Source organism: Agrobacterium sp. S7/73 (genome assembly GCF_019355535.1).
Taxonomy (GTDB): Bacteria; Pseudomonadota; Alphaproteobacteria; order Rhizobiales; family Rhizobiaceae; genus Agrobacterium; species Agrobacterium tumefaciens.
Window position 1 is genome coordinate 39,468 of record NZ_CP072138.1, and the last position, 23,103, is coordinate 62,570.

19 protein-coding genes and 2 pseudogenes are annotated in these 23,103 nt (G+C 58.5%); 14 read left to right on the forward strand and 7 right to left on the reverse strand.

Annotated features, from left to right (window positions below; genetic code table 11):
- Nucleotides 1-216: 216 nt before the first annotated feature.
- A pseudogene (locus tag J5276_RS24670) lies at nucleotides 217-405 on the reverse strand (transposase domain-containing protein); the annotation flags it as partial.
- A gap of 274 nt (nucleotides 406-679) precedes the next feature.
- Between J5276_RS24670 and J5276_RS24675 the strand changes: the two are divergent.
- The 5 genes from J5276_RS24675 (at nucleotide 680) to J5276_RS24695 (ending at nucleotide 6,496) form a co-directional block, all read left to right on the forward strand.
- Complete coding sequence (locus J5276_RS24675) at nucleotides 680-1,393, forward strand: GntR family transcriptional regulator (RefSeq protein ID WP_209160327.1); 714 nt, start codon at nucleotides 680-682, stop codon at nucleotides 1,391-1,393.
- The gene (locus tag J5276_RS24680) at nucleotides 1,390-2,301 is read left to right on the forward strand and encodes a dihydrodipicolinate synthase family protein (protein WP_209160329.1); all 912 of its coding nucleotides are present in this window, start codon (nucleotides 1,390-1,392) and stop codon (nucleotides 2,299-2,301) included. Before J5276_RS24675 ends, J5276_RS24680 begins: the two co-directional genes overlap by 4 nt.
- Nucleotides 2,294-3,811: an aldehyde dehydrogenase gene (locus J5276_RS24685; protein WP_209160331.1), complete on the forward strand. Its 1,518-nt coding sequence runs from the start codon at nucleotides 2,294-2,296 to the stop codon at nucleotides 3,809-3,811. Before J5276_RS24680 ends, J5276_RS24685 begins: the two co-directional genes overlap by 8 nt.
- The gene (locus J5276_RS24690) at nucleotides 3,808-5,154 is read left to right on the forward strand and encodes an FAD-binding oxidoreductase (protein WP_209160333.1); all 1,347 of its coding nucleotides are present in this window, start codon (nucleotides 3,808-3,810) and stop codon (nucleotides 5,152-5,154) included. The genes J5276_RS24685 and J5276_RS24690 overlap by 4 nt, the downstream gene beginning before the upstream one ends.
- Before the next feature lie 340 nt (nucleotides 5,155-5,494).
- Entirely contained in the window at nucleotides 5,495-6,496 is a 1,002-nt protein-coding gene (locus J5276_RS24695) for a glycine betaine ABC transporter substrate-binding protein (RefSeq protein WP_209160335.1), read from the forward strand.
- 445 nt (nucleotides 6,497-6,941) lie between these two features.
- On the opposite strand, the gene J5276_RS24700 is transcribed toward J5276_RS24695, so the two are convergent.
- The 6 genes and pseudogenes from J5276_RS24700 to J5276_RS24725 form a co-directional block, all read right to left on the reverse strand.
- Nucleotides 6,942-7,958: an Ldh family oxidoreductase gene (locus tag J5276_RS24700; RefSeq protein ID WP_209160337.1), complete on the reverse strand. Its 1,017-nt coding sequence runs from the start codon at nucleotides 7,956-7,958 to the stop codon at nucleotides 6,942-6,944.
- A gap of 110 nt (nucleotides 7,959-8,068) precedes the next feature.
- Nucleotides 8,069-9,313, reverse strand: a pseudogene (locus tag J5276_RS24705) (DUF3422 domain-containing protein).
- Nucleotides 9,314-9,321: 8 nt separating this feature from the next.
- The gene (locus tag J5276_RS24710) at nucleotides 9,322-10,401 is read right to left on the reverse strand and encodes a glycine betaine/L-proline ABC transporter ATP-binding protein (RefSeq protein WP_209160339.1); all 1,080 of its coding nucleotides are present in this window, start codon (nucleotides 10,399-10,401) and stop codon (nucleotides 9,322-9,324) included.
- Entirely contained in the window at nucleotides 10,394-11,281 is an 888-nt protein-coding gene (locus tag J5276_RS24715; protein ID WP_209160341.1) for a proline/glycine betaine ABC transporter permease, read from the reverse strand. The genes J5276_RS24710 and J5276_RS24715 overlap by 8 nt, the downstream gene beginning before the upstream one ends.
- Before the next feature lie 159 nt (nucleotides 11,282-11,440).
- Nucleotides 11,441-12,319: a pyrroline-5-carboxylate reductase gene (locus J5276_RS24720; RefSeq protein ID WP_209160343.1), complete on the reverse strand. Its 879-nt coding sequence runs from the start codon at nucleotides 12,317-12,319 to the stop codon at nucleotides 11,441-11,443.
- Between the two features lie 6 nt (nucleotides 12,320-12,325).
- A complete protein-coding gene (locus J5276_RS24725; RefSeq protein WP_209160345.1) occupies nucleotides 12,326-12,961 on the reverse strand; it encodes a TetR/AcrR family transcriptional regulator in 636 nt (211 codons plus the stop codon).
- A gap of 146 nt (nucleotides 12,962-13,107) precedes the next feature.
- On the opposite strand from J5276_RS24725, the gene J5276_RS24730 reads away from it, so the two are divergent.
- Genes J5276_RS24730 through fghA form a run of 9 tightly spaced genes read left to right on the forward strand, consistent with a single transcriptional unit; the run spans nucleotide 13,108 to nucleotide 23,080 of the window.
- Nucleotides 13,108-15,144 (forward strand): NADH:flavin oxidoreductase, encoded by a 2,037-nt coding sequence (locus tag J5276_RS24730; protein ID WP_209160347.1) that lies wholly within the window; start codon nucleotides 13,108-13,110, stop codon nucleotides 15,142-15,144.
- A 45-nt stretch (nucleotides 15,145-15,189) separates the two neighbouring features.
- Complete coding sequence (locus tag J5276_RS24735) at nucleotides 15,190-15,780, forward strand: dimethylsulfoniopropionate lyase (RefSeq protein ID WP_209160349.1); 591 nt, start codon at nucleotides 15,190-15,192, stop codon at nucleotides 15,778-15,780.
- A gap of 23 nt (nucleotides 15,781-15,803) precedes the next feature.
- Nucleotides 15,804-16,550: an electron transfer flavoprotein subunit beta/FixA family protein gene (locus J5276_RS24740; RefSeq protein WP_209160351.1), complete on the forward strand. Its 747-nt coding sequence runs from the start codon at nucleotides 15,804-15,806 to the stop codon at nucleotides 16,548-16,550.
- A gap of 23 nt (nucleotides 16,551-16,573) precedes the next feature.
- Nucleotides 16,574-17,503 carry an electron transfer flavoprotein subunit alpha/FixB family protein gene (locus tag J5276_RS24745; protein WP_209160353.1) on the forward strand — a complete coding sequence of 310 codons (930 nt, stop codon included), beginning with the start codon at nucleotides 16,574-16,576 and terminating at the stop codon, nucleotides 17,501-17,503.
- Between the two features lie 9 nt (nucleotides 17,504-17,512).
- Nucleotides 17,513-19,087 (forward strand): FAD-dependent oxidoreductase, encoded by a 1,575-nt coding sequence (locus J5276_RS24750; RefSeq protein WP_209160355.1) that lies wholly within the window; start codon nucleotides 17,513-17,515, stop codon nucleotides 19,085-19,087.
- On the forward strand, nucleotides 19,084-20,745 hold the full coding sequence (locus J5276_RS24755; RefSeq protein ID WP_209160357.1) for an electron transfer flavoprotein-ubiquinone oxidoreductase: 1,662 nt from the start codon (nucleotides 19,084-19,086) through the stop codon (nucleotides 20,743-20,745). The genes J5276_RS24750 and J5276_RS24755 overlap by 4 nt, the downstream gene beginning before the upstream one ends.
- Before the next feature lie 23 nt (nucleotides 20,746-20,768).
- Entirely contained in the window at nucleotides 20,769-21,059 is a 291-nt protein-coding gene (locus J5276_RS24760) for a DUF1330 domain-containing protein (protein ID WP_209160359.1), read from the forward strand.
- Nucleotides 21,060-21,112: 53 nt separating this feature from the next.
- On the forward strand, nucleotides 21,113-22,240 hold the full coding sequence (locus tag J5276_RS24765; protein WP_209160361.1) for an S-(hydroxymethyl)glutathione dehydrogenase/class III alcohol dehydrogenase: 1,128 nt from the start codon (nucleotides 21,113-21,115) through the stop codon (nucleotides 22,238-22,240).
- 3 nt (nucleotides 22,241-22,243) lie between these two features.
- Nucleotides 22,244-23,080 (forward strand): S-formylglutathione hydrolase, encoded by an 837-nt coding sequence (fghA, locus tag J5276_RS24770; protein ID WP_209160363.1) that lies wholly within the window; start codon nucleotides 22,244-22,246, stop codon nucleotides 23,078-23,080.
- Nucleotides 23,081-23,103 lie beyond the last annotated feature (23 nt).

A 23,103-nucleotide genomic window follows, 5' to 3' on the forward strand; every position in this document is an offset into this window, starting at 1 on the left:
CGCCAGCCCCGCTTAGCTCCATACCGGCCAGCAGTAATATAGCTGTGCATCGAAGGCCTGATACATAACCGCATCCAATCACACGTTCAAGCCGCTCAAAGAAAAGCTTGCATGAACGGGGGCATCCATACATGAGCCGGTGGGGGTGCTGATAAAAACTTGGACTGCTTCAAAAAATCGAACGCGACAAGTTGAGGCCTTTCAGGCCTTGTAGTTCTACGGCATGAGATCGCCGATTTCGCTACTGGGCCAGCCATTGGCCAGACGCTCAAGTGTCTGCGTCAACCAGGCTTGCGGATCGACAGAATTCATTTTTGCAGTGTGCAAAAGTGTCGCGATAGTTGCCCATGTCCGGCCACCGCCGTCACTTCCGGCAAAGAGGCTATTCTTTCTTGTTATCGCCTGAGTGTACTCGACGGGTAAAAATCTACAACTGCTGGAGAGGAATTCGTCGCGTCTCAGGGAGGGATAATCAGCATTGAAACCGCCGTTCGTACTGAAGAGTGAGCATCCAGCTCGTCTAGGTCCTCAGTCACGACCGCTAAAATTGCATAAGGACATCCTCCTGACGAAACGTTCTCCTCGAAGTATTGTGTACTCTGCGTACACAATTTGATTGACGACAGGTGAAGTTGCGCTAATCTCTGGTCATCGCGATCGACGCTGACGGAGATGCCCATTGGCCAAGAGCAGCAAGAACAACTTATATGACGATCTAAAGCGTCAAATCCTCACGATGGAGTTGGATCCGGACGCCGATCTGGATGAGGTGATGCTCAGCGAGAAATATGGCGTCTCGCGAACGCCGGTGCGCGATATCTTCAGGAGGCTTGCTGGCGAGGGATATATCGATATCCGTGAAAATCGCGGCGCTCGTGTTATACCCATGAACCACAGCACGTTGAGAAACTTCTTTCTCGTCGCGCCTATGGTCTATGCAGCGATAGGCCGTCTAGCTGTCCAGAACTTTAAGCCAAGCCAGCTTGCCGATCTCAAGGATACCCAGGAGCGCTTTCGCCGAGCGAGCCAGGAAGTCGACACTCTGGGAATGGTGCTGGAGAACAATCGCTTCCATGAAATCTTCGGCGAGATGTCGGCCAATGTGTACCTGCAGCCGAGCCTAAACCGCTTGCTCATCGATCACGCGCGGATCGGCCACACGTTCTTTCATCCCCGTTCCGAGGACATGCGCCGCAGGCTTCAGCTTTCCGTCGAGCATCACGATGGCTTCATCGCAGCGCTTGCCGTGCATGACGAGGACGCGGTCGTCGATCTGGTTTTTGAGCATTGGGAGCTGTCGCGCGAAAACATGGAAATGTTCATCGCCCCTCAAGGGATCAAGGCGGACGCGCAGCTCGGGGCTCCCGGCCAAACACTGGAGAAATCACTGTGAAATTCGAGGGTATCTATACACCGGCCGTCACTCCGCTCGACCGTGAAGGAAACATCGACCGCAAAGCCTACGCCGACGTTCTTGAATACCTGATCGAGTCCCGCGTCCATGGCGTCATCGTCGGCGGGTCGACGGGGGAATACTATGCGCAGTCAGCGCAAGAACGCTTCGAGCTGGCGGCCTTCGCCAAAGAGGTTCTCGGCACCCGTATGCCGCTGATCGTCGGAACGGGTGCGACGCGGACGGAGGACTCGGTCGAGTATGCGAAAGCCGCCAAGGAAATCGGCGCAGATGCAATCCTCGTTTCGACGCCGCCTTATGCGCTTCCGACCGAAAAAGAGAATGCGATCCATGCGCTCACGGTCGATCGGGCGGCCAATCTGCCGATCATGCTCTACAATTATCCGGGTCGAATGGGCGTTGCGATGGGTGAGGAGTATTTCTCCCGCGTCGGCAGGTCCAAGAATGTCGTCGCGATCAAGGAGAGCACCGGCGACATGGCAAACCTTCATCTGCTCGCGCGGAAATTCCCGCATATCGAGTTGTCCTGCGGCTGGGATGATCAAGCACTCGAATTCTTTGCCTGGGGCGCCAAAAGCTGGGTTTGTGCGGGGTCCAATTTCCTGCCACGGGAACATGTCGCGCTCTACGAGGCCTGCGTCATTGAGAAGAACTTCGACAAGGGACGCGCGATCATGACGGCGATGCTTCCCTTTATGGACTTCCTCGAACTTGGAAAATTCGTTCAATCCATCAAGTACGGGTGCGAGATCGTCGGTCTTAAGGCCGGCCCGGTCAGGGCGCCGCTGCGGCCTCTGAATAGTGAAGAAAAGCGTGGCCTCGAAACCGTCGTGAGGACCCTCAAGCGCACCGTTGGCCAGATTGTATCGGGAGCAAACCATGCATGAACCTTTGACCGCAGCCGAATATAAGGCCATAGCCGACGGGCTGACATTTGCCGCAAGCGCCTTCATCGACGGCGCCTTTCTTCCTGCGCGCTCAGGCAAGACCTTCACCTCCACGAACCCTGCCACAGGAGAAGTCCTAGCGGAAATCGCAGCCTGCGATGCAGACGATGTCGATTTCGCCGTCAGCAAGGCACGCGAAGCGTTCAACGATGGACGCTGGCGCCTGCGCGCTCCTGGAGAGCGTAAAGAAGTACTGCTGAAACTTGCCAAGCTCATCGAAGAAAACCGGCATGAACTCGCTGTTCTCGAAAGCCTGGACAGTGGAAAGCCGATCCGGGAATGCCAGACGGTCGACATTCCGGATACGATTCACACGATCAGATGGCATGCCGAACTGGTCGACAAGCTCTACGATCATACGGCGCCTGTCAGGCCCGACGCGCTCTCCTTCGTCGTGCGCGAGCCCATCGGCGTCGTCGGCTGCGTTCTACCTTGGAATTTTCCGCTGCTGATGCTCGCATGGAAGATCGGTCCCGCTCTTGCATCGGGATGTTCGGTGATCGTCAAGCCGGCTGAGGACACGACACTTACGACGCTTCGCGTTGCCGAGCTCGCTGTCGAAGCCGGAGTGCCAACTGGCGTCTTCAACGTCGTCACCGGCACGGGCAAAGCTGTCGGAGAGCCTCTTGGTCTGCACATGGACGTCGACATGGTTGCGTTCACCGGTTCTACGCTGACCGGACGTCGCTTCTTGCGATATTCTGCGGATTCGAACCTGAAGAAGGTCGTTCTCGAATGCGGCGGGAAGAACCCCGCAGTCGTTCTGGACGACGCCGAGAACCTTGACCTTGTCGCCGAACAGGTCGTCAACGGCGCGTTTTGGAATATGGGCGAGAACTGCTCCGCCACGTCCAGGCTCATCGTCCACGCCGACGTGAAGGACGAACTCCTCAAGCGCATCGGCCACTACCTTAAGGAGTGGAAGACCGGAGATCCGCTCGACCCGGAAAACCGTATCGGCTCGCTGGTGAGCAAGACGCACTTCGAGAAGGTAACGTCCTTCCTCGCCGACGCAAAGAAGGAAGGTCTCGCTCTTTCCCATGGCGGCAAGGAACTCGAAGGGCGCTATCTCGAGCCGACCGTTTTCGATGGCGTCGGCAAAGACAGCAGGCTGTTTAACGAGGAAATCTTCGGACCGATCCTGTCCGTCACCACCTTCAAGACGATTTCGGAAGCCATAGCGCTTGCCAACGACACGAATTATGGCCTCGCAGCCTCCGTCTATACTGGAAGTCTGCGCAGCGCGATCAAGCTGTCGCGTGAAATCCGCGCGGGCATCGTGACCGTGAATTGCTTCGGTGAGGGGGACGCATCTACCCCGTTCGGCGGATACAAGGAATCCGGCTTCGGCGGGCGGGACAAGTCGATCTTCGCGCATGACAACTACTGCGAACTGAAGACGATCTGGATCGATGTCTCTGACCGATCGGTCGATGAGGCTATCGGATGATCACCACGCCCGTCAGACGTCTCCCTTTTGAAAATGGCGTCTCCGGGTGGGAGGCGATCAGCCATCGCACCTTTCCGCTTCGCGTTCTCGAAGCCGATGCAACGGCGGACTGGCTCATCGTTGGAGCCGGTTTTGCCGGATTGTCGGCGGCGCGTCGCCTTCAGCAACTTCGACCAGAGGATCGCATCGTTCTTCTCGACGCCAGCGAAGTGGCGAAAGGACCTGCCGGACGAAATTCCGGCTTCATGATCGACGTTCCGCACAACCTCTCTTCAAGCGAATATTCGAGCGGAGAGGCGGACGCCACCCGGCTGGAGATGGCGCAGAACAGAAAGGCCATTGCATTCTCGAAGGCTATCGCCGAGGAATTCGCCATGTCTGCGGAGACCTTCGATCCAGCGGGCAAGATTAACGCGGCTGCGACCGAGCATGGCATGCGCAACAATGCCAGCTTTGCCCAGTCGCTGCGCAGCGCCGGTGTGCCGCACGTGTTTCTCGACGCCGCCGAGATGCGCAAGATTTGCGGTTCGGATTACTACAAGGGCGGCCTCTACACGCCGGGGGCCGTGCTGATCCAGCCTGCCGATTACGTTCGTGGTTTGGCAGCAGGACTTTCGACGAAAATCGACATCTATGAGAAGTCCCCGGTTCTGTCCCTCGCCCGAGAAGGCGGAAACTGGAAGGCGCAGTCCAACAAAGGAAGCGTAACCGCACCAAAGGTAATTCTGGGTGTCAACGGCCATATCACCGACTTCGGACACTTCGATAGGCGGCTCATCCATATCTTCGCCTATGCATCAATGACGGCGGCTTTCCCCGCGGAGAAGCCATTTACGGACTATTCGGGCAAGGACAGATGGGCGCTGCTTCCAGCGGATGCAATGGGTGCAACGGTGCGCAAGATCACTTCGAATGGCCAATCGCGCATCGTCCTGCGCACCCGCTACACCTACGATACCAAGTTAGAACTTTCCAGCAGGCGCATGAGCGCTATGGCGAGGGAACACAGGCGGTCATTCGACGCCCGGTTTCCTCAGCTCAACAGGCTCGATTTCGACTACACCTGGGCTGGACGCCTCTGCCTAAGCCGCAATCACGCGCCCGCCTTCGGCGAGCTCGAGGAAGGTCTGTACTCCGCCTGCTGCGAAAACGGCCTAGGAACCGTCAAGAGCACCTTGGCGGGAATGATGGCCGCTGAGCTGGCGACCGGCACGAAGTCAAGGCAACTCGACGAATACATGGATCACCCGGATCCCACGCGCTTGCCGCCAGAGCCATTTGCCTGGCTCGGCGCAAACTCCCTGATCCGTCTGCAGGAATTACGAGCTGGCCGCGAGGGCTGAAGTCTTGCCTGAGCAGTACTTCCAATGGACTCCGAAATACTCCGTAAGGAAAATGTACACAGTGGTCATTTTACTTTTCACCTGAGAATAATTTAATGACACAGTTGTACATTTCGCTTGGCAGAAGGTCTTCGGTTTGTTACGAAAGAGGAAGGAATGAACGAGAGGACACATTCGACTTCAATGTGTCTTTAAGAGCGCCTCCCGGACGGGTTCATTAAATCCGTTTCTAAAAGCATGCGCATATGCCGCAGACCGCGGCGGGTCATTCAGCATTCACTGAAACCGGGATCGCGGCGACCTGCTTCAGAAACAGCCGCTATAAAACAAGGGAACAAAAATGAGGAATCTTCTCGCATCCACATGTCTGGTAGCCGGGTTCATGGCGCTGTCGCATTCCGCAAGCGCCGCCGAATGCGGTACCGTCAGCCTCGCACTCCACAATGTCCAAAGTGCTGAAGTCCTTGCCTACGTGGACAAGTTCATTCTCGAAAATGGCTTCGGCTGCACGGTGGAGATGATACCGGGCGATACGGTTCCTTCGACGACGTCGATGGTCGAAAAGGGCCAGCCCGACGTGTCGCCGGAAACCTGGGTGGACTTGCTGCCGGAGATCGTTCCACGCGGCCTCAAGGAAAACAAAATCGTAGAAGCAGCGAGGGCTCTGCCCGATGGCGGCGTCCAAGGCTGGTGGATACCCAAATATGTTGCCGACGCGCATCCCGACATCAAGTCGATCGACGACGCTCTGAAGCATCCAGAGCTCTTCCCGGCTCCGGAAGACTCGAGCAAGGGCGTGATCTTCAACGGCGCCGCGGGTTGGGGCGCTACGGTCGTGACCGCGCAGCTCTTCAAGGCGTACAAGGCAGAAGAAAAGGGCTTCACACTGCTGGATCCGGGTTCCGCTGCTGGCTTGGACGGCGCGATCGCCAAGGCCTACGAGCGTAAGCAGGGCTTCATCACTTACTACTGGGCTCCCACGGCTTTGCTCGGCAAGTACGAGATGGTTCTTCTCAAGTTCGAAGTGCCACAAGATCCCGCGGAATGGAAACGCTGCTTAACCAATCTGCAGTGCAACGATCCCAAGCCAGCGGCGTGGCCAGTCGACAACGTCTTCACTGTTCTGACGAAGAAGTTCGACGAGCGGGCTCCAGCAGAGGTCAAGACCTATTTCAGCACTCGCGGATGGAGCAACGACACCGTCGGTAAGCTCATGGCTTGGCAGACCGAAAACCAGGCAGCGGGTGAAGAAGGTTCGAAGAAGTTCCTGAATGACAACAAGGATCTTTGGACGAAGTGGGTGTCGCCCGACGTCGCAAAGAAGGTTGAAGCAGCACTGTAAGTTCTTCGAGCGCGCGATCTCTTCGCGCGCTCACATCTTCAGGCCCATATTGCTCGAAAACACCCGCTCGACCACAAGAACCAAGAGCAGTAGCGACAACATATTGAATTCTAAATGGACTGGTTGTCGTCTGCCCTGTTGCTCTCGGAACCCTCAACGCTAGTGAACCGCAGTTCACTAGCGTTGAGGTCCAATAGCCCAAGTTCATCACTTTGCAGCTCTCCCGTTCGACGAAATAGAGGTTCGGGAGTGGCCAAAATATACTTCCTCGGTCGGAAACTACAGCGCCTAGGCAGGTTAGAAACTTGCGGACGTGTGCTTTCATGCTAATGAAAGCAGAGGATGCGCATTGGGAAGGATTGTGGAGCCGTGGCGGAGGTTGAGTGTCTACCGCTTGTATCGTTCTCTTGAATGCCACTTGAATGCTCCCGTTATTGTTTAAGGTCTAGGCTGTGACGGCTGGCTTCTTGGAAGCGACCGCAGAAATTCGATCGAAAACGATCTTCGGAATTTTCAGCGTCTCCTTGGACATCAGATGAGTGATCCCGGTAACTCCTGGAACGAAAACGCCGTGCCCCGCAAGACGCCTGGACTGCTCGTGCGCCCTGCGGATGCGTTCTTCGCTAGGCTGCCCCGGCCTGATGGCGATGACGGTCAGTCCTACCGCCGGCGAAGTCGATCCGGAGCGAAAGTCGGGAACGTCCAGTGACCAGTTTCCTCCCGAAAGGCCCGCCGAAAGCATCTCCACAAGGAGTGCTACATTGCCTCCCTTTCGTCCGCCGAACGGTAGAAGCGCTCCGGAGAGAGCCTTCGTGGCGTCCGTAGTGGCGTTGCCATCGGCGTCCACGGCCCAGCCCTCCGGAATGGGCTGTCCTTCCTCCGCGGCTCTGACGACGTTCACGAACGCTGTGGCGCTCGATGCCTGGTCGATGATCATAGGGGGGCTGTCGGGGCCGAGAGGAAATCCGAATGCCAGAGGGTTTGTGCTATAGACAGCCGGATCTCCGGGCTTCGAGACCACCATTGCATTCGCATTCGTCACGGCAAGCCCGACGAGATTGCGAAACGCGAGAATTCGGACATAGTAGCCCAGCTCACCAGCAGTGTAGCTGTTCGTCTGGGTGAAGATGGCAATTCCGTTGGTATCTGCGGCCTCTACGAGGTCATTCACCGCAAGATCGAACCCGAGCTGCGCAATTCCGCGGTCGGCGTCGGAAACAAGAGACGAGGGGAGAGCGCGTGTCAGCCGCGGTTCCGGACGTCCGTTGATCCGGCCTTCGATGAACGCGTTCAGATAGTCCACAAGGTGTGGAAAGCCCAACGTCGGCGGGCCAAAGAGAGCAGCCGACAAGGTAGCGTCGACAAGAGAACGGGCGGACACGGCGTCGGCACCAGCGCCCAGGCACGCGTCGGTCGCCAGTTGTCTCGCTTCCGCCAGAGGCAATTCCACTTCTTCAGTCATTATCATCTCCCGTTTGAATCCTCAATATTTGTTGGACGTCGAACACCCGCTCGGTTGTCGCGATAGTCGCCATGACGAACTCCCGTTGGGTCGAAGGCTCCGAGGTGGGGTCAATGCACAGGGTAGGCGCTCACGATACCTCTCCGGGCGTGGCGGACGGCAAGCCAGACGCACGCGACTAGGGCAGGAATGCATATGGCCAGCAGCAGCTTCGCGGCGTGCATCTCGACGCCGACCTCGGTCAGGCTTTCGAGTGCGATCTTCGCGAGACTGACCGCGTAGTAACTGATCGCTATGACCGAGAAACCTTCGACTGCCTGCTGGATGTGGACCTGCACGCGAGCCCGCCGCTCCATCGACCGCAATAGCTCGGCGTTCTGCTCCTCCACCTGTACCTGGACTGTGGTGCGGAGAAGGTCGCTTGCCATCGCCACCCTTTGCGTAACTTCTTTCAATCGACGTTCGGACGTCTGGATAAAGCGGACGGATGGCTGGAAGCGCCGCTCGATGAAGGTGGAGATCCGTTGGCGGTGCTCCACACGACCCTCCCGCAACTCCTGCAGCCTGCTCGCTAGGATCTCCGCATAAGCCCTCCTAGCTCCGCTTCGCTGGCGAGCCGCGACAGAGCGAGACAGAATATCCGAGGCGAGATGCGTCACTTCCGACAAGAGTCGCTTCTCCACGCTGCCGGCTTGCTGCAGATGCTGGTTCAGGCTTGCCAGGCGCCGGTCGTATTCGGGCAGTGCCGTCACAGTCTACTGCGCGACAGGTAGCGCGAGAAGGGCCATCATCCTGGAGGTTTCTATTTCGAGCAGACGTCTCACCATACGTCCCGCCCGGTAGGCATTGAGGTTACGATTGAACAAATAGAGTCCAACGAAACCATCCTCGTTTAATCGAAAGGTGGAGTGCACTTCGGCATCCCCGCCGCCAACCAGGGACGCTACGAAGTCAGCCTCGCTTACAAAAGATGGTGGCGCTGCTCCATCGCGCGCGGTCACGACCACCACCGCGACAAGTCGACCGGGAACACGATCCAACACTTGACGAAACCGCGGAGGAACGCTCAGGCCTGCCTCAGGAGTGATTGGTTCGGCGTAGGTGAGGGACACGAACTCGGCGTGCCGCTCCCATTTCAGCCGACCCGGCCCCAAATCGGGCGTTCCGTTTCTTTCATCGCCATCGAGCGACGCGTCGTCCATGTCGAAAAGATCGGTCACGGACGACGGAGTATCGAGGTCAGGCATGATGGCAGCATGCCACACGTTGGTCTTTCCGTCGAAGTACAGCGGCGGTCGAGCATGCAGCTCCCTGTGAAGAGCTCTTCGCGCCGGATGCTCTATCCCAATAGACATGCCGCACCCTACTGCCGTACCAGCTTGATGGCGTTCTCGCGACTTTCGTTGTGGTGGGAGTTCACCATCGCGTTGGCGAGTTGCCGAAAGCTCACGGTTCCGACGGGCTGGGAAGCGGCGCCGACGACCGTGACATCGCCGTCCGGCAGCGAGGCCAGGGTTCTCAATCCTTCCTCGATGGTGGTGTCCGCCGGGATGGTGATACCGCTCGCGACGGAGCCCGCCTTCAGCGGGCCCATGACCGCTGAGACCTGTACGACCCTGCCTCGATTGACCTCCTTGACAAAGTTCGACACGTAGTCGTCCGCAGGACGCAGGACGATATCCTGGCTTGTACCCTGCTGGATGACTTCGCCGTCCCTCAGGATGGCGATCTGGTCTCCAAGGCGCAGGGCCTCGTCGAGGTCGTGCGTGATGAATACGATCGTCTTCTTGATCTCCTTCTGGATGTCCAGGAGGACGGTCTGCATGTCGGTGCGGATCAGCGGATCAAGCGCGGAGTAGGCCTCGTCCATGAGAAGGACCGGCGCGTCGTTGGACAGCGCTCTGGCAAGTCCCACGCGCTGCTGCATCCCGCCGGACAACTGGTTGGGATACTTGTCCTCGAAGCCCTTGAGGCCCACTCTCTCGATCCACCTCATCGCTGTTTCAACGGCCCTCGATCGGTCCACGCCCTGAACCTCGAGCCCGAACATCGTGTTGTCCAGCACCTTGCGGTGAGGGAGAAGCGCGAACTTCTGAAAGACCATCGCGGTCTGATGGCGGCGGAATTGGCGGAGCTCGTCCTGGTTCATCTTGACCACGTCGACGCCGTCGACGAGGACTTCTCCCGCCGTCGGGTCGATGAGCCTGTTGATATGCCGGATCAGCGTGGACTTGCCCGAGCCCGACAGACCCATGATCACCTGGATGCAACCCGACGGAATCTCGATATTGATGTCGCGCAAACCAAGGACATGGCCGTGCTGGTTGTTGAGGTCCGTCTTGCTCATGCCTTTTTGAACGGCGTCGATATAGTTGGACCCGTTCGCGCCGAAAATCTTGTAGAGGTTGCGGATCTTGATGCCGCCGAAATGAACGTTAGCCATGGACGGTCTCCCGGTAGGTCTGAAGTCTCTTGCCGTAAGCCTGGCTGACGCGGTCGAACATGATGGCGATGCCCACGATCGCCAGTCCGTTGAAGATTCCAAGCGTGAAATATTGGTTGGCGATCGCCTGAAGAACTGGTTGCCCCAGACCCTGCACGCCGATCATGGATGCGATGACGACCATGGCCAGCGCCATCATGATGGTCTGGTTGATGCCAGCCATGATGGTCGGAAGCGCCAGCGGGAGCTGAACCTTGAACAGCTTTTGTCTGGCGCTGGTACCAAATGCGTCAGCCGCTTCGAGGACGTCCTTGTCGACCAGCCGAATGCCGAGATCGGTCAGCCTGATCATGGGCGGAACGGCATAGATGACCACGGCGATCAGACCAGGAACACGTCCGATACCAAGAAGCATGACGACCGGGATGAGATAGACGAAGCTCGGCATGGTCTGCATGACGTCGAGCATGGGGCTGACGATCCTTTGAAGCCGATCCGATCGGGACATCAGGATTCCGATGGGTAGACCGATTGCTATCGACAGCACGGTACAGACGAAGATCATGGAGATCGTCCGCATCGTGTCCTGCCACATGTCGAAGTAGCCGATAAGGATCAGCGTCACAAGACAGCCCAGGACAATCTTGATACTTTTGCTCGCGTACCAGGCGATGATCAGTATCAGAGCGATAATGATCGGCCAGGGCGTCTGCGTCATGAACCGCTCGGCCGCGATGAGGAATGTCTGAAGAGGCTTGAAGAGACTTTCGATACCCTCGCCATAGAGCCGAGTAAATGCTCTGAAGTTCTCGTCGATCGTCTTCTTCAGGGCGCGCAACGTATCGTCGTTCATATGCGGAAATTTGTAAAACCAGTCCATTCGGATCCCCTTAGTTAAAAGAAGCCGTCGCATAGTTTCTTATTTTTATAGCGTGACGCCCGGAGCGCCTCGGCTCATATATGCCAGCAGGCTGGCGAATTTCAGTCCTTGAAGGCGCGACGACTACAAGAGTCCTCTCCGGCCATCTCCGGCCTTTGCTCACCGCTCTGCGGGCAGGTCCTCTTTTTCATAGTCGCGTTCCCGTTTCTTCATTGTCGCGGTGGTTGACCACCTGCATTGTTCGATAGTTCGAGCGATCGCCTGCGTCTTTTGCAAGGCAGCCTTAATTCCCTGGTCAACGGCCTCTACGAAACCGCCGGACTGCATCGCCTCAAGTCCGGCGGCAGTCACGCCTTTGTAGTCCACGAAGTCACGGACCGTGAGCTCCGGGTGGACAGGCTTCTCCCGCAGCAGTCCTCCAGCGCCCACCAGCATGCCGTTCACGGCGCGCATCGCGACGTTTTCGTTGAGGCCGTGCGACAGTGCGCTCCTGTACATCGCGACAGCAAGAAGAGCGGGATAGGCCGGACCTGTTCCGGTGAGGCCGGTGAGAAAATCGATGTCCGCCTCGCGTGTGAGCACGTCCTGGGTGCCGCACGCATCGAATATCGCCCTGACAAGATCGCGGTCATCCTCGGACGTGGAGGACGACGCAAACCATGGGGTGTAGGAGAGCCCGACCGCGGCGGCCGCGTTCGGCAACGCGCGGACCACCCGCTGTGTGCGATGCCGTCCCGATAGAAGTTCGGAGGACACGCCCGCCATAACGGAAATCAGAAGCTTCCCTTCTACGTCCACATCCACGAGGTGGGAATCTTCTGGACGGACGGAAAGAAGCACAACCTCGGCAAGTCGCGCCAGCTCGCGGTTGTCGGGAGTATGTCGGATGTCATCAGGAGAGGCCGGTCTGTGGCTACGGGAGGATATGACAATTTCGGACGCCCCGATCACGCCGGAGTAAATCAAGGATTTGGCGATGGCGCTTCCGAGCCATCCGGCGCCTCCAATGATACCAATCTTGTACGACCCGCTTGCCATAGAGTGTCAGCCCGGTTTAAAATTGTGACGCGCGAAGAAGCGGTCAAGTTCGCGTTGCTCCGGGACCTGCCCGGTGTAGATTGCAATGTATTCAGGTATTCGCTTCATTCTGACGGAAATGTCTTCCTGGGACTGCATCGAGATGTAGCCGATCTGGACGAGGTAGGTGGTTCTGGCGCGGACGTCGGCTGGAACGGGTTCCAATCCAAACCGCATGAACATTCTCGACAATGCTTCCACACGTGCCTGATCGGCCTGTCTGACCTCGTCGAGTATTTCCGACGACTGCAGGGCCCAGCTCCGAACGGCGAACTCGAACTGTGAATCGAAAAGATCTCGGTTGAGCCAGCAGTCGAAGACGTTGAGCATCGCTTCGGCAAGAGACTCGGCATAGGCCTCCGTCTGCTTCACCAAGTTCCCGGTATTCTTGTCTCTCCACTTCTGAACCAAAGCATCAAGCAGCTCCTCCCGGTCCTTGAAAAACCAGTAGAAACTCGTTCTGGAAAGCTTCAGTTTCTTGGCCAGCGGCAAGATTTTCACGGAATCGACGCCGGATTCGATCAGAGAGGAGTAGGCTGCCTCAAGCCACCCTTCCGGGGATCCGCGCCATCCGCTGTCGTTTTCCATCACAGTCTGGTCCATGACCAATCTCCTAACAAATCAAATGCTGGCAAACAAGCGAAATGTACAAGAATGTCAAAATTTAAGACGATCATGTTTTCTAGATTGACACATATGTACATTCTCGACTAGCGTCCTCCCGTTCTTTCTAAACCGGAGCACGACGTATGTCGAACGATCCTCTTCTTCAGCCTTTTCAGCTCAAGCACCTCACCCTGCGCAATCGCATCATGGTCACGTCCCACGAGCCGGCATATCCGGAAGACGGCCTACCCAAGGAGCGGTATCGTGCCTACACCGTCGAGCGTGCCAAAGGCGGCATAGCGCTGACGATGACTGCCGGATCGGCGGCCGTATCGAAGGACAGTCCTCCTGTGTTCAACAACCTTCTGGCCTACAAGGACGAGATCGTTCCGTGGGTGAAGGAGATGACGGACGCGGTGCATGAACAGGGCTCCGCCATAATGATCCAGCTTACCCATCTCGGGCGACGCACGCGCTGGGACAAGGGCGACTGGCTACCTGTCGTATCGCCGTCTCACAAGCGTGAACCTTCTCACCGTGCATTCCCGAAGAAGATGGAAGACTGGGATATCGAGCGGATCATCAAGGACTTCGCCGACGCCGCGGAACGCATGAAGGCCGGCGGCATGGATGGCGTCGAGCTCATGTCCTACGGCCACCTGGTGGACCAGTTCGTCTCGCCTCTGACGAACGAACTCGACGGTCCCTATGGCGGCTCGCTTGAAAACCGCATGCGGTTCACGTTCGACGTGTTCAAAGCCATGCGTGAAAGAGTGGGCGACGAGTTTATTCTCGGCATTCGCTACACCGCCGACGAATGTCTCCCCGGCGGTACCGACGGCGAGGAAGGGATCGAGATTTCGAAGCGCCTTCGTGACAGCGGCCTTGTCGACTACCTCAACGTCGTTCGCGGCCACATCGACACGGACCCAGGTCTCACTGATCTGATCCCGATCCAGGGCATGGCGAACTCTCCGCATCTCGATTTCGCAGGAGAAGTGCGCGCTGCGACGAAGTTCCCGACCTTCCATGCCGCGAAGATTCCAGACGTGGCGACCGCGAGACATGCCATAGCCTCCGGGAAGGTCGACATGGTCGGAATGACCCGTGCGCACATGGCCGACCCGCATGTCGTTCGCAAGATCATGGAAAGACGCGAAGAAGACATTCGGCCCTGCGTGGGGGCCAACTACTGTCTCGACCGCATCTACCAGGGTGGCATGGCGTTCTGTATCCACAACGCGGCGACGGGTCGCGAGGAAACCATGCCTCACGCCATCCCAAAGGCGGACGTACGCAGAAAGATCGTGATTGTCGGAGCGGGGCCGTCCGGGCTCGAGGCAGCCCGAGTCTCCGCCGAGCGCGGCCACGACGTGGTGGTCTTCGAAGCTGCGAGCGACGCAGGCGGCCAAATCCGTCTGACTGCTCAGAGCGAGCGGCGCCGGGAGATGATCAGCATCATCGAGTGGCGCATGTCACAGTGCGAGAAGCTGGGCGTTACCTTCCATTTCAACACCTGGGCGGAGGCAGACACCATCGCCGCGGAAAACCCGGACGTCGTTATCATCGCCACTGGCGGACTCCCACATACGGAGGTGCTGACCCAAGGCAACGAGCTCGTGGTGTCTTCCTGGGATATTATCTCGGGAGACGTGAAGCCCGGCACCAACGTTCTCATCTTCGACGACGCCGGCGACCACGCTGGGCTGCAGGCGGCGGAAATCATTGCGAAGACTGGCGCCAAGGTCGAGGTGATGACGCCTGATCGGTCTTTCGCGCCTGAAGTGATGGCGATGAACCTCGTTCCGTACATGCGATCGCTTCAGAAGCTCGACGTGACCTTCACGGTCACGTTCAGATTGGAATCGGCCATGAAGAATGGAAACCAGATCGTTGCACGGGTGGGAAGCGACTATGGCGGCGTCCAGAAGGAACGTATCGTGGACCAGATCGTGGTCAACCACGGTACCGTGCCCTTGGACGAACTCTATTTCGAGCTGAAGCCCATGTCGAAGAACCACGGGGAGATTTCGCATGGCGAGCTTCTCGGTGGAAAGCCCCAAAGCGTCGTCCGCAACGAGGGGGGAAGTTTCCAGCTCTTCCGCATCGGGGACGCTGTGGCAGCAAGAAACACTCATGCTGCGATCTACGACGCCCTTCGTCTTGCGAAGGATCTTTGAAGCCGATCCTTCAGCACGCCGCTGTTGAATCCTTGGGAGGCTGGCATGGAAGTCAGAAACGAAGACCTGGAGCGTTTTGTATTGGCGGCATCGGTTGCGTACAGTCGGCACGTCTGTGACGCAAAGGCTAGGGAGTCGTTGCGTCGGATCTTTGCGATGCTGACGAAGCCCGATCCTGCCGGCCTGAGGCCGGGCGCGCGGCTGCCGGTCTGCCGCCACTTGCCAGAAGCGGCGGCTGGGGCGCGCGCAGACCCTGTGCTTTCCAATATGCTTGACTGCTTCATGACTCTTGAACCTCTGCTGACCTGGACGACCCGGACGAAGCACGACGGGAGCGCCGGTCCGAACTTCGCGGAGGGTCACGCGAACGCGATGGTATTGGGGCCAGGCGGACTGGAAGAGCGCAAGGATCTTTGGATCGGCACCACCCTCATGGCGCCGAACATCAGGTATCCTGACCATTTCCACGCTCCGGAGGAAACATACCTAGTCCTGTCGGAGGGCGAGTTCCGTCAGGGAGATGGGGAATGGTTTTCACCGGGAGTGGGCGGGTCCTTCTACAACCCGCCCAACATCAAACACGCCATGCGGTCGCAAGGCAAACCGCTGCTGGCTTTCTGGGCGCTTCTCGTCTGACGCCGACACAATAGGGGAAATGCATGAGAGTTCTTGTCCCAGTAAAGCGTGTGGTGGACTACAACGTGAAGATCCGCGTCAAGGCGGATGGCTCCGGCGTTGAACTTGCCAACGTGAAAATGTCGATGAACCCGTTCGATGAAATTTCGGTCGAGGAAGCCCTCCGCCTGAAAGAAGCGGGCAAAGCGGAAGAAGTGGTCGTCGTTTCCATCGGCCCGGCGAAGGCAGAAGAAACGTTGCGCACTGCTCTTGCCATGGGTGCCGACCGCGCCCTCCTCATCGAAACCGATGAACCCGTCGAGCCTCTTGCCGTCACCAAACTGCTGAAGGGCGTCGTCGAGGCAGAAGCGCCCGGCCTCGTCATCGTCGGCAAGCAGGCCATTGATGACGATAGCAACCAGACCGGCCAGATGCTCGCAGCACTTCTCGGCTGGGGCCAGGGAACCTTCGCCTCCAAGGTAGAGCCTTCCGATGGCAAGGTTGCCGTGACCCGCGAAGTGGATGGCGGCCTACAGACGGTCGAACTGAAACTTCCGGCCGTTGTCACCACCGACCTTCGCCTCAACGAGCCGCGCTACGCCTCGCTGCCAAACATCATGAAGGCAAAGAAGAAGCCGCTCGACAAGAAGTTGCCTGCCGATTTCGGCGTCGATATCGCGCCGCGTCTCAAGGTTCTAAAGACCGAAGAGCCTGCCGGTCGCAAGGCTGGCGTCAAGGTTGGTTCCGTTGCCGAGCTGGTGTCCAAGCTCAAGGCTGACGGCATCCTCTAAGGAAAGCGAAAGGGAGATAAATCATGGCCATTCTTCTTTTGGCAGAACACGACAATGCAACCCTTTCCGACCAGACGGCAAAGACGCTGACGGCGGCAACGCAAATCGGTGGTGACGTGCATGTGCTGGTCGCCGGTTCGGGTGCCAAGGCGGCAGCCGATGAAGCGGCGAAGCTCTCCGGCGTATCCAAGGTTCTGCTTGCCGACGACGCATCCTATGCCAACCAGCTGGCCGAGCCGCTGGCTGCTCTGATCGTCTCGCTTGCCGCATCCTATGACGTGATCATCGCGTCTGCGACGGCATCGGCCAAGAACGTGCTGCCGCGTGTGGCGGCTCTTCTCGACGTTGCCCAGGTTTCGGAAATCACCGAAGTCGTATCCGCCGACACCTTCAAGCGTCCGATCTATGCCGGTAACGCCATCCAGACCGTTCAGGCAACTGATGCCAAGAAGGTCATTACCGTGCGCACGGCGTCCTTTGCGCCCGCTCAAGGTGGCGGTTCTGCATCCGTCGAAAATGTTGCGGCCGCTGAAAATCCCGGCGTGTCTTCGTTCGTTTCGGATGCGCTGGCCTCTTCCGACCGCCCGGAACTGACTTCGGCAAAGATCATCATCTCGGGCGGTCGTGCGCTCGGTTCTTCGGAAAAGTTCAAGGAAGTCATTCTGCCGGTTGCCGACAAACTCGGCGCCGCGGTTGGCGCATCGCGCGCTGCCGTCGATGCGGGTTACGCGCCGAATGACTGGCAGGTTGGCCAGACCGGCAAGGTGGTTGCGCCGCAGCTTTATATCGCTGCGGGCATCTCGGGCGCCATCCAGCATCTGGCGGGTATGAAGGACTCGAAGGTCATCGTCGCCATCAACAAGGACGAAGAGGCCCCGATCTTCCAGGTTGCGGATTACGGTCTGGTCGCGGACCTTTTCGAAGCCCTGCCGGAACTGCAGAAGGCGGTATAGGGAGCTGACATGGAAACCGGAACCGTCAATGATGGGGGTCGTATCACCTCGCTACGGGGCCGTGTCTTTGATACGGTCGTCGTCGGTGCTGGTGCGGTGGGGTGCGCAACCGCGCGCGAACTCGCGGGCCGCGGGTTTGAAACCCTTCTGGTCGACCGGGCCGACATCGGTTCCGGCACGTCCTCGCGCTCCAGCCGCATGCTCTATTCGGGAGTGGGATATCTTGCTCCCTCGTTTCCACTCTGGCAGATACCTTTCAGGCCGATAGCCGTCCTCAAGTGCTTCCTCTACGCCCGCAATATCATGCACTGCCGGGCAGAGCTATTGAAGGACATGCCTGGCCGTCTCACCAAGCACAGGTTTCACTACCCTTTCCGTAAGGGCGACAGATATCCTCACTGGCTCGTCGAGTTCGGCTTTCGAATGATGGAAGCGCTTTGCAGCCGCGGGTTCCCGTTGGCCTTCCGGCGCTTGCCGACGGCAACCGCAAGTCGCGAGAGCGATCTCGCCGCGTCGCTCGGTGGACCGCTTTCGAGTGTCGGCGTCTTCGAAGAGTACATGTACGACTGGCCCGAGCGTATCTGCGTCGATACCGCGCTGGACGCCGAGGCTCGAGGCGCCACTATCCTGACCTACGCTAAGGTTGCGGCGATACGGGAGACCGGAGGCAATTGGGAGATTGCTTTGCAGGACCAGGCGCCGGGATCCTCCGCGGAAGTGCGCGTCCTGGCAAGGACGATCGTGAACGCTGCGGGCCCTTGGGTCGACCGTGTATCGGGCGCGCGGTCGGGCGATACAAAACGCGTGATCGGCAAAAAGGGCGTAAACGTGATGGTACGCCTTCCGGACGCTTGGAAAGGGCAGGGGCTTGAGGCGTTTTCCAGCAAGGGGGAGACGTTTTATGTTTTCCCTTGGGGCGACCACCACTTCATCGGGCCGACCGAGCTCGTCGTCGAGGACGATCCGGACGACGTCCGTGTCCTTGGGTCTGAGATCGACTATATTCTGAACGAAGCAAACCTGCTTTTTCCCAATCTTCATCTCACCAGGAATGACGTGCTCCACGCATGGTGCGGGGTTCGACCCATGTCGACGCTGGACGGCGAGACCGTAAGCCTTCCTGTTCGAGCGTTCGAGGATGCCGAACTACCCGGTCTGATAACGGTCACCGGATCCTACATCATGATGCATCGGCATGCCGGCCGTCTTGCCGCTCAGTGCGTCGAGAATAAGCTTGGAAGGCGGGGAGAGCCCCCGAGGGGCATTCTTCCTCGGGGCGTCGACAAGGATATCGCCGCGATCGTTCGCAACGAACATGTCGTGCGCCTCGTTGACCTTATCCGGAGACGCTTGAAAGACGGACTTGATCCAAGCCTCGGTCGCAGCCGTGCCGAAGAAATTTCGGTCATCGCTGCCGAGGCCGCAGGATGGTCGGAAGAACGGCGACTGTTGGAACTTCGGCACTTCGAGGAGGATACCTTGCGCGTCTATCACCAGGTTCGGTCTTTGGAAGAAGGTGTGCCGGGTCGTTCCTCCAGCACTCCAACCGTAATGCAAAGCGACAGTGAGCGGGTTCGCTTATGAGCAATCAGAACCTTCCTGAACGCGAATCGATGGAATTTGATGTTGTCATCGTCGGCGCGGGGCCTGCGGGTCTTTCCGCTGCCATCCGGCTGAAGCAGGTAAACCCTGATCTTTCCGTCGTCGTGCTGGAAAAGGGCGCCGAAGTCGGTGCGCATATTCTGTCTGGCGCGGTTGTCGATCCCATCGGTATCGATCGTCTGCTACCCGGCTGGCGCGAGGAGGAGGGGCATCCCTTCAAGACCGAGGTCAAGGACGACCAGTTCCTGTTTTTGGGACCAGCGGGCTCCATCCGTCTGCCGAATTTCCTCATGCCGCCATTGATGAACAACCACGGCAACTACATCGTCTCGCTCGGGCTGGTCTGTCGATGGCTGGCGGGAAAGGCGGAAGGTCTCGGCGTCGAGATTTATCCCGGTTTTGCCGCCACCGAGATGATTTATAATGACGAAGGTGCGGTGATCGGTGTTGCGACCGGCGACATGGGCATCGAGCGCAATGGTGAGCCGGGTCCGGCCTATACCCGCGGCATGGCGCTGATGGGCAAATATGTGCTGATCGGTGAAGGTGTGCGCGGATCGCTGGCCAAGCAACTCATCAAGAAGTTCGATCTGTCCAGGGACAGCGATGTCCAGAAGTTCGGCATCGGCATCAAGGAACTCTGGCAGGTCAAGCCGGAGAACCACAAGCAGGGTCTCGTCCAGCACTCCTTCGGCTGGCCACTGGGCATGAAGGTGGGCGGCGGTTCGTTCCTCTACCATCTGGAAGATAATCTCGTTGCCGTCGGCTTCGTGGTGCACCTGAACTACAAGAACCCCTATCTTTATCCTTTCGAGGAATTCCAGCGTTTCAAGACGCATCCGGCCATCGAGCCCACTTTTGAGGGCGGAAAACGCCTGTCTTACGGCGCGCGTGCCATTACCGAAGGCGGCTATCAGTCGGTGCCGAAGCTGACATTCCCGGGCGGCGCGCTGATCGGCTGTTCCGCCGGTCTGGTCAACGTGCCGCGCATCAAGGGCAGCCATAATGCCGTGCTTTCCGGCATGCTGGCGGCAGACAGGATTGCCGATGCGCTGGCCGCAGGTCGCGCCAATGACGAAGTGATCGAGATCGAGAACGAATGGCGCGATACCGATATTGGCAAGGACCTGAAGCGCGTTCGCAACGTAAAGCCGCTCTGGTCCAAATTCGGCGCGGCGATTGGCGTCGGTCTCGGCGGTCTCGACATGTGGACCAACCAACTTTTCGGCTTCTCGATTTTCGGCACGCTGAAGCACGGCAAGACGGATGCAGAAAGCCTGGAGCCTGCATCGCAGCACAAACCAATCGCCTACCCCAAGCCTGACGGTGTGCTCACCTTCGACCGCCTGTCCTCTGTCTATCTCTCCTCCACCAACCATGAGGAAGACCAGCCGGTTCATCTTCAGGTAAAGTACATGGAGTTGCAGAAGCGTTCCGAGCATGACGTCTATGCCGGACCTTCTACGCGCTACTGTCCCGCCGAGGTTTATGAGTGGGTGGAGAAAGACGGGGAGCCGACCTTCGTCATCAACGCGCAGAACTGCGTCCACTGCAAGACCTGCGACATCAAGGACCCCAATCAGAACATCAACTGGGTGCCGCCGCAGGGTAGCGAGGGGCCGGTCTATGCGAACATGTAGTATCGAACCAAGGGAAAGCTGAGATGGCGAAGGGATATCTCATTGCACAGCTTACGATGACGGACCCGACGAAGTATTCGGAATACGGAACCGCTGCGACGGAGGTTCTCGAGCGCTTCAGGGGCAGGCTTCTCGTACGGCCGGCAAGTGCCGTGGTCGTCGAGGGCGCTCCTCGGCCTCGCACGACGATCTTCGAGTTCGATAGCTTCAATCGAGCGAAGGCCTTTTGGGAGAGCGACGAGTATGCTCCTGCCAAGAAGCTCCGGGACGACGCGGCCGACGCGGCCTTCATTTTGATCGAAGGCGTGGATTGAAAGCGCCTGGACCACGACGCCCACACACAACGACGAAAAAAGGAGAACATGCAATGGACGTTCGCGCCGCTGTTGCCATTCAGGCAGGCAAGCCGCTTGAGGTCATGACCGTTCAACTCGAAGGCCCGCGCGCCGGCGAAGTGCTGGTTGAGGTCAAGGCGACCGGCATCTGCCATACAGACGATTTCACCCTGTCGGGCGCCGATCCGGAAGGTCTGTTCCCGGCCATTCTCGGTCATGAGGGCGCGGGCGTCGTCGTCGATGTCGGACCGGGCGTCACCTCGGTCAAGAAGGGCGACCATGTCATTCCGCTCTACACGCCGGAATGCCGCGAATGCTATTCCTGCACCTCGCGCAAGACCAATCTGTGCACCTCCATCCGCGCCACACAAGGACAGGGCGTGATGCCGGACGGCACCTCGCGCTTCTCCATCGGCAAGGACAAGATCCATCATTATATGGGTTGCTCGACCTTCTCGAACTATACGGTTCTGCCGGAGATCGCGCTCGCCAAGATCAATCCCGACGCGCCCTTCGACAAGGTCTGCTACATCGGCTGCGGCGTGACGACCGGTATCGGCGCGGTCATCAACACCGCCAAGGTGGAGATCGGCTCGACAGCAATCGTCTTCGGTCTCGGCGGCATTGGCCTCAACGTTCTGCAAGGCCTGCGTCTTGCCGGCGCTGACATGATCATCGGTGTCGATATCAACAATGACCGCAAGGCCTGGGGCGAGAAGTTCGGCATGACCCACTTCGTCAACCCGAAGGAAGTCGGCGAGGATATCGTGCCCTATCTCGTCAACATGACGAAGCGCAACGGCGACCTGATCGGCGGCGCGGATTACACGTTCGATTGCACCGGCAATACCAGGGTCATGCGTCAGGCGCTGGAAGCCTCGCATCGCGGCTGGGGCAAGTCGGTCATCATCGGCGTTGCCGGCGCCGGTCAGGAAATCTCCACGCGTCCGTTCCAGCTCGTCACCGGTCGCAACTGGATGGGCACGGCCTTCGGCGGCGCGCGCGGCCGCACCGATGTGCCGAAGATCGTCGACTGGTACATGGAAGGCAAGATCCAGATCGACCCGATGATTACCCACACCATGCCGCTCGAAGACATCAACAAGGGCTTCGACCTGATGCACAAGGGCGAAAGCATTCGCGGCGTCGTGGTGTACTGAACCATGAAGACCGTCTCCACTGACAAGTCCTTTGGCGGAACCCAAGGCGTCTACTCGCATCAATCGGAGGTCTGCGGATGCGAAATGACGTTCGCGGTCTTCGTTCCACCTCAGGCGTCGAAAGAAAAACTTCCCGTTTTGTGGTACCTTTCCGGTCTCACGTGCACGCATGCCAACGTGATGGACAAGGGAGAGTATCGGCGACTGGCCGCCGAACTCGGCCTGATCATAGTGTGCCCAGACACGAGCCCTAGAGGTGAGGGCGTTCCCGACGAGCCGGACAACTGGCACTTCGGAAAGGGGGCGGGCTTCTATCTCGACGCTACGCAGGCGCCCTTCGCCTCCCACTATCGGATGTACACCTACATCGTCGACGAGCTCCCCAAGCTGATCGAGAGCGAGTTTCCCGCCGACATGTCTCGGCAGGGCATCCTCGGGCATTCGATGGGCGGACACGGCGCCATCACGATAGCCCTGAAGAACCCGGGCCGATATGCGAGCTGCTCCGCTTTCGCACCGATCTCCCATCCGAGCATTTCGAACTGGTCGCGTTCCGCCTTCGAGAAGTATCTTGGAGCGGACCGGGAGAGGTGGCGGGAGTACGACGTCTGCAACTTGATAGAGGACGGTCGGAGAATTCGGGACCTGCTCGTCGATCAGGGCACCAGCGACTCTTTTCTCGAGGAGGGGCTCAGGCCGTTAGATCTAAAGGACGCGTGCAGAGAAGCGGGCATTCCGCTGACCCTCAGAATGCATGATGGCTACGGCCACTCCTACCTGTTCATCTCCACATTTATGGACGATCACCTTCGCTGGCACGCCGAAAGGCTTCGCGACTGAAGAAAGAAGCTTGGCCGAAGCAA

Bases quoted from the DNA above. Each gene is read 5' to 3' on its own strand.
- J5276_RS24710 (WP_209160339.1), bottom strand. From the start codon at position 10,401: ATGGCTAACGTTCATTTCGGCGGCATCAAGATCCGCAACCTCTACAAG.
- J5276_RS24715 (WP_209160341.1), bottom strand. From the start codon at position 11,281: ATGGACTGGTTTTACAAATTTCCGCATATGAACGACGATACGTTGCGC.
- J5276_RS24740 (WP_209160351.1), top strand. From the start codon at position 15,804: ATGAGAGTTCTTGTCCCAGTAAAGCGTGTGGTGGACTACAACGTGAAG.
- J5276_RS24745 (WP_209160353.1), top strand. From the start codon at position 16,574: ATGGCCATTCTTCTTTTGGCAGAACACGACAATGCAACCCTTTCCGAC.
- J5276_RS24720 (WP_209160343.1), bottom strand. From the start codon at position 12,319: ATGGCAAGCGGGTCGTACAAGATTGGTATCATTGGAGGCGCCGGATGG.
- J5276_RS24725 (WP_209160345.1), bottom strand. From the start codon at position 12,961: ATGGACCAGACTGTGATGGAAAACGACAGCGGATGGCGCGGATCCCCG.
- fghA (WP_209160363.1), top strand. From the start codon at position 22,244: ATGAAGACCGTCTCCACTGACAAGTCCTTTGGCGGAACCCAAGGCGTC.
- J5276_RS24695 (WP_209160335.1), top strand. From the start codon at position 5,495: ATGAGGAATCTTCTCGCATCCACATGTCTGGTAGCCGGGTTCATGGCG.
- J5276_RS24730 (WP_209160347.1), top strand. From the start codon at position 13,108: ATGTCGAACGATCCTCTTCTTCAGCCTTTTCAGCTCAAGCACCTCACC.
- J5276_RS24700 (WP_209160337.1), bottom strand. From the start codon at position 7,958: ATGACTGAAGAAGTGGAATTGCCTCTGGCGGAAGCGAGACAACTGGCG.
- J5276_RS24690 (WP_209160333.1), top strand. From the start codon at position 3,808: ATGATCACCACGCCCGTCAGACGTCTCCCTTTTGAAAATGGCGTCTCC.
- J5276_RS24685 (WP_209160331.1), top strand. From the start codon at position 2,294: ATGCATGAACCTTTGACCGCAGCCGAATATAAGGCCATAGCCGACGGG.
- J5276_RS24750 (WP_209160355.1), top strand. From the start codon at position 17,513: ATGGAAACCGGAACCGTCAATGATGGGGGTCGTATCACCTCGCTACGG.
- J5276_RS24735 (WP_209160349.1), top strand. From the start codon at position 15,190: ATGGAAGTCAGAAACGAAGACCTGGAGCGTTTTGTATTGGCGGCATCG.
- J5276_RS24765 (WP_209160361.1), top strand. From the start codon at position 21,113: ATGGACGTTCGCGCCGCTGTTGCCATTCAGGCAGGCAAGCCGCTTGAG.
- J5276_RS24760 (WP_209160359.1), top strand. From the start codon at position 20,769: ATGGCGAAGGGATATCTCATTGCACAGCTTACGATGACGGACCCGACG.
- J5276_RS24755 (WP_209160357.1), top strand. From the start codon at position 19,084: ATGAGCAATCAGAACCTTCCTGAACGCGAATCGATGGAATTTGATGTT.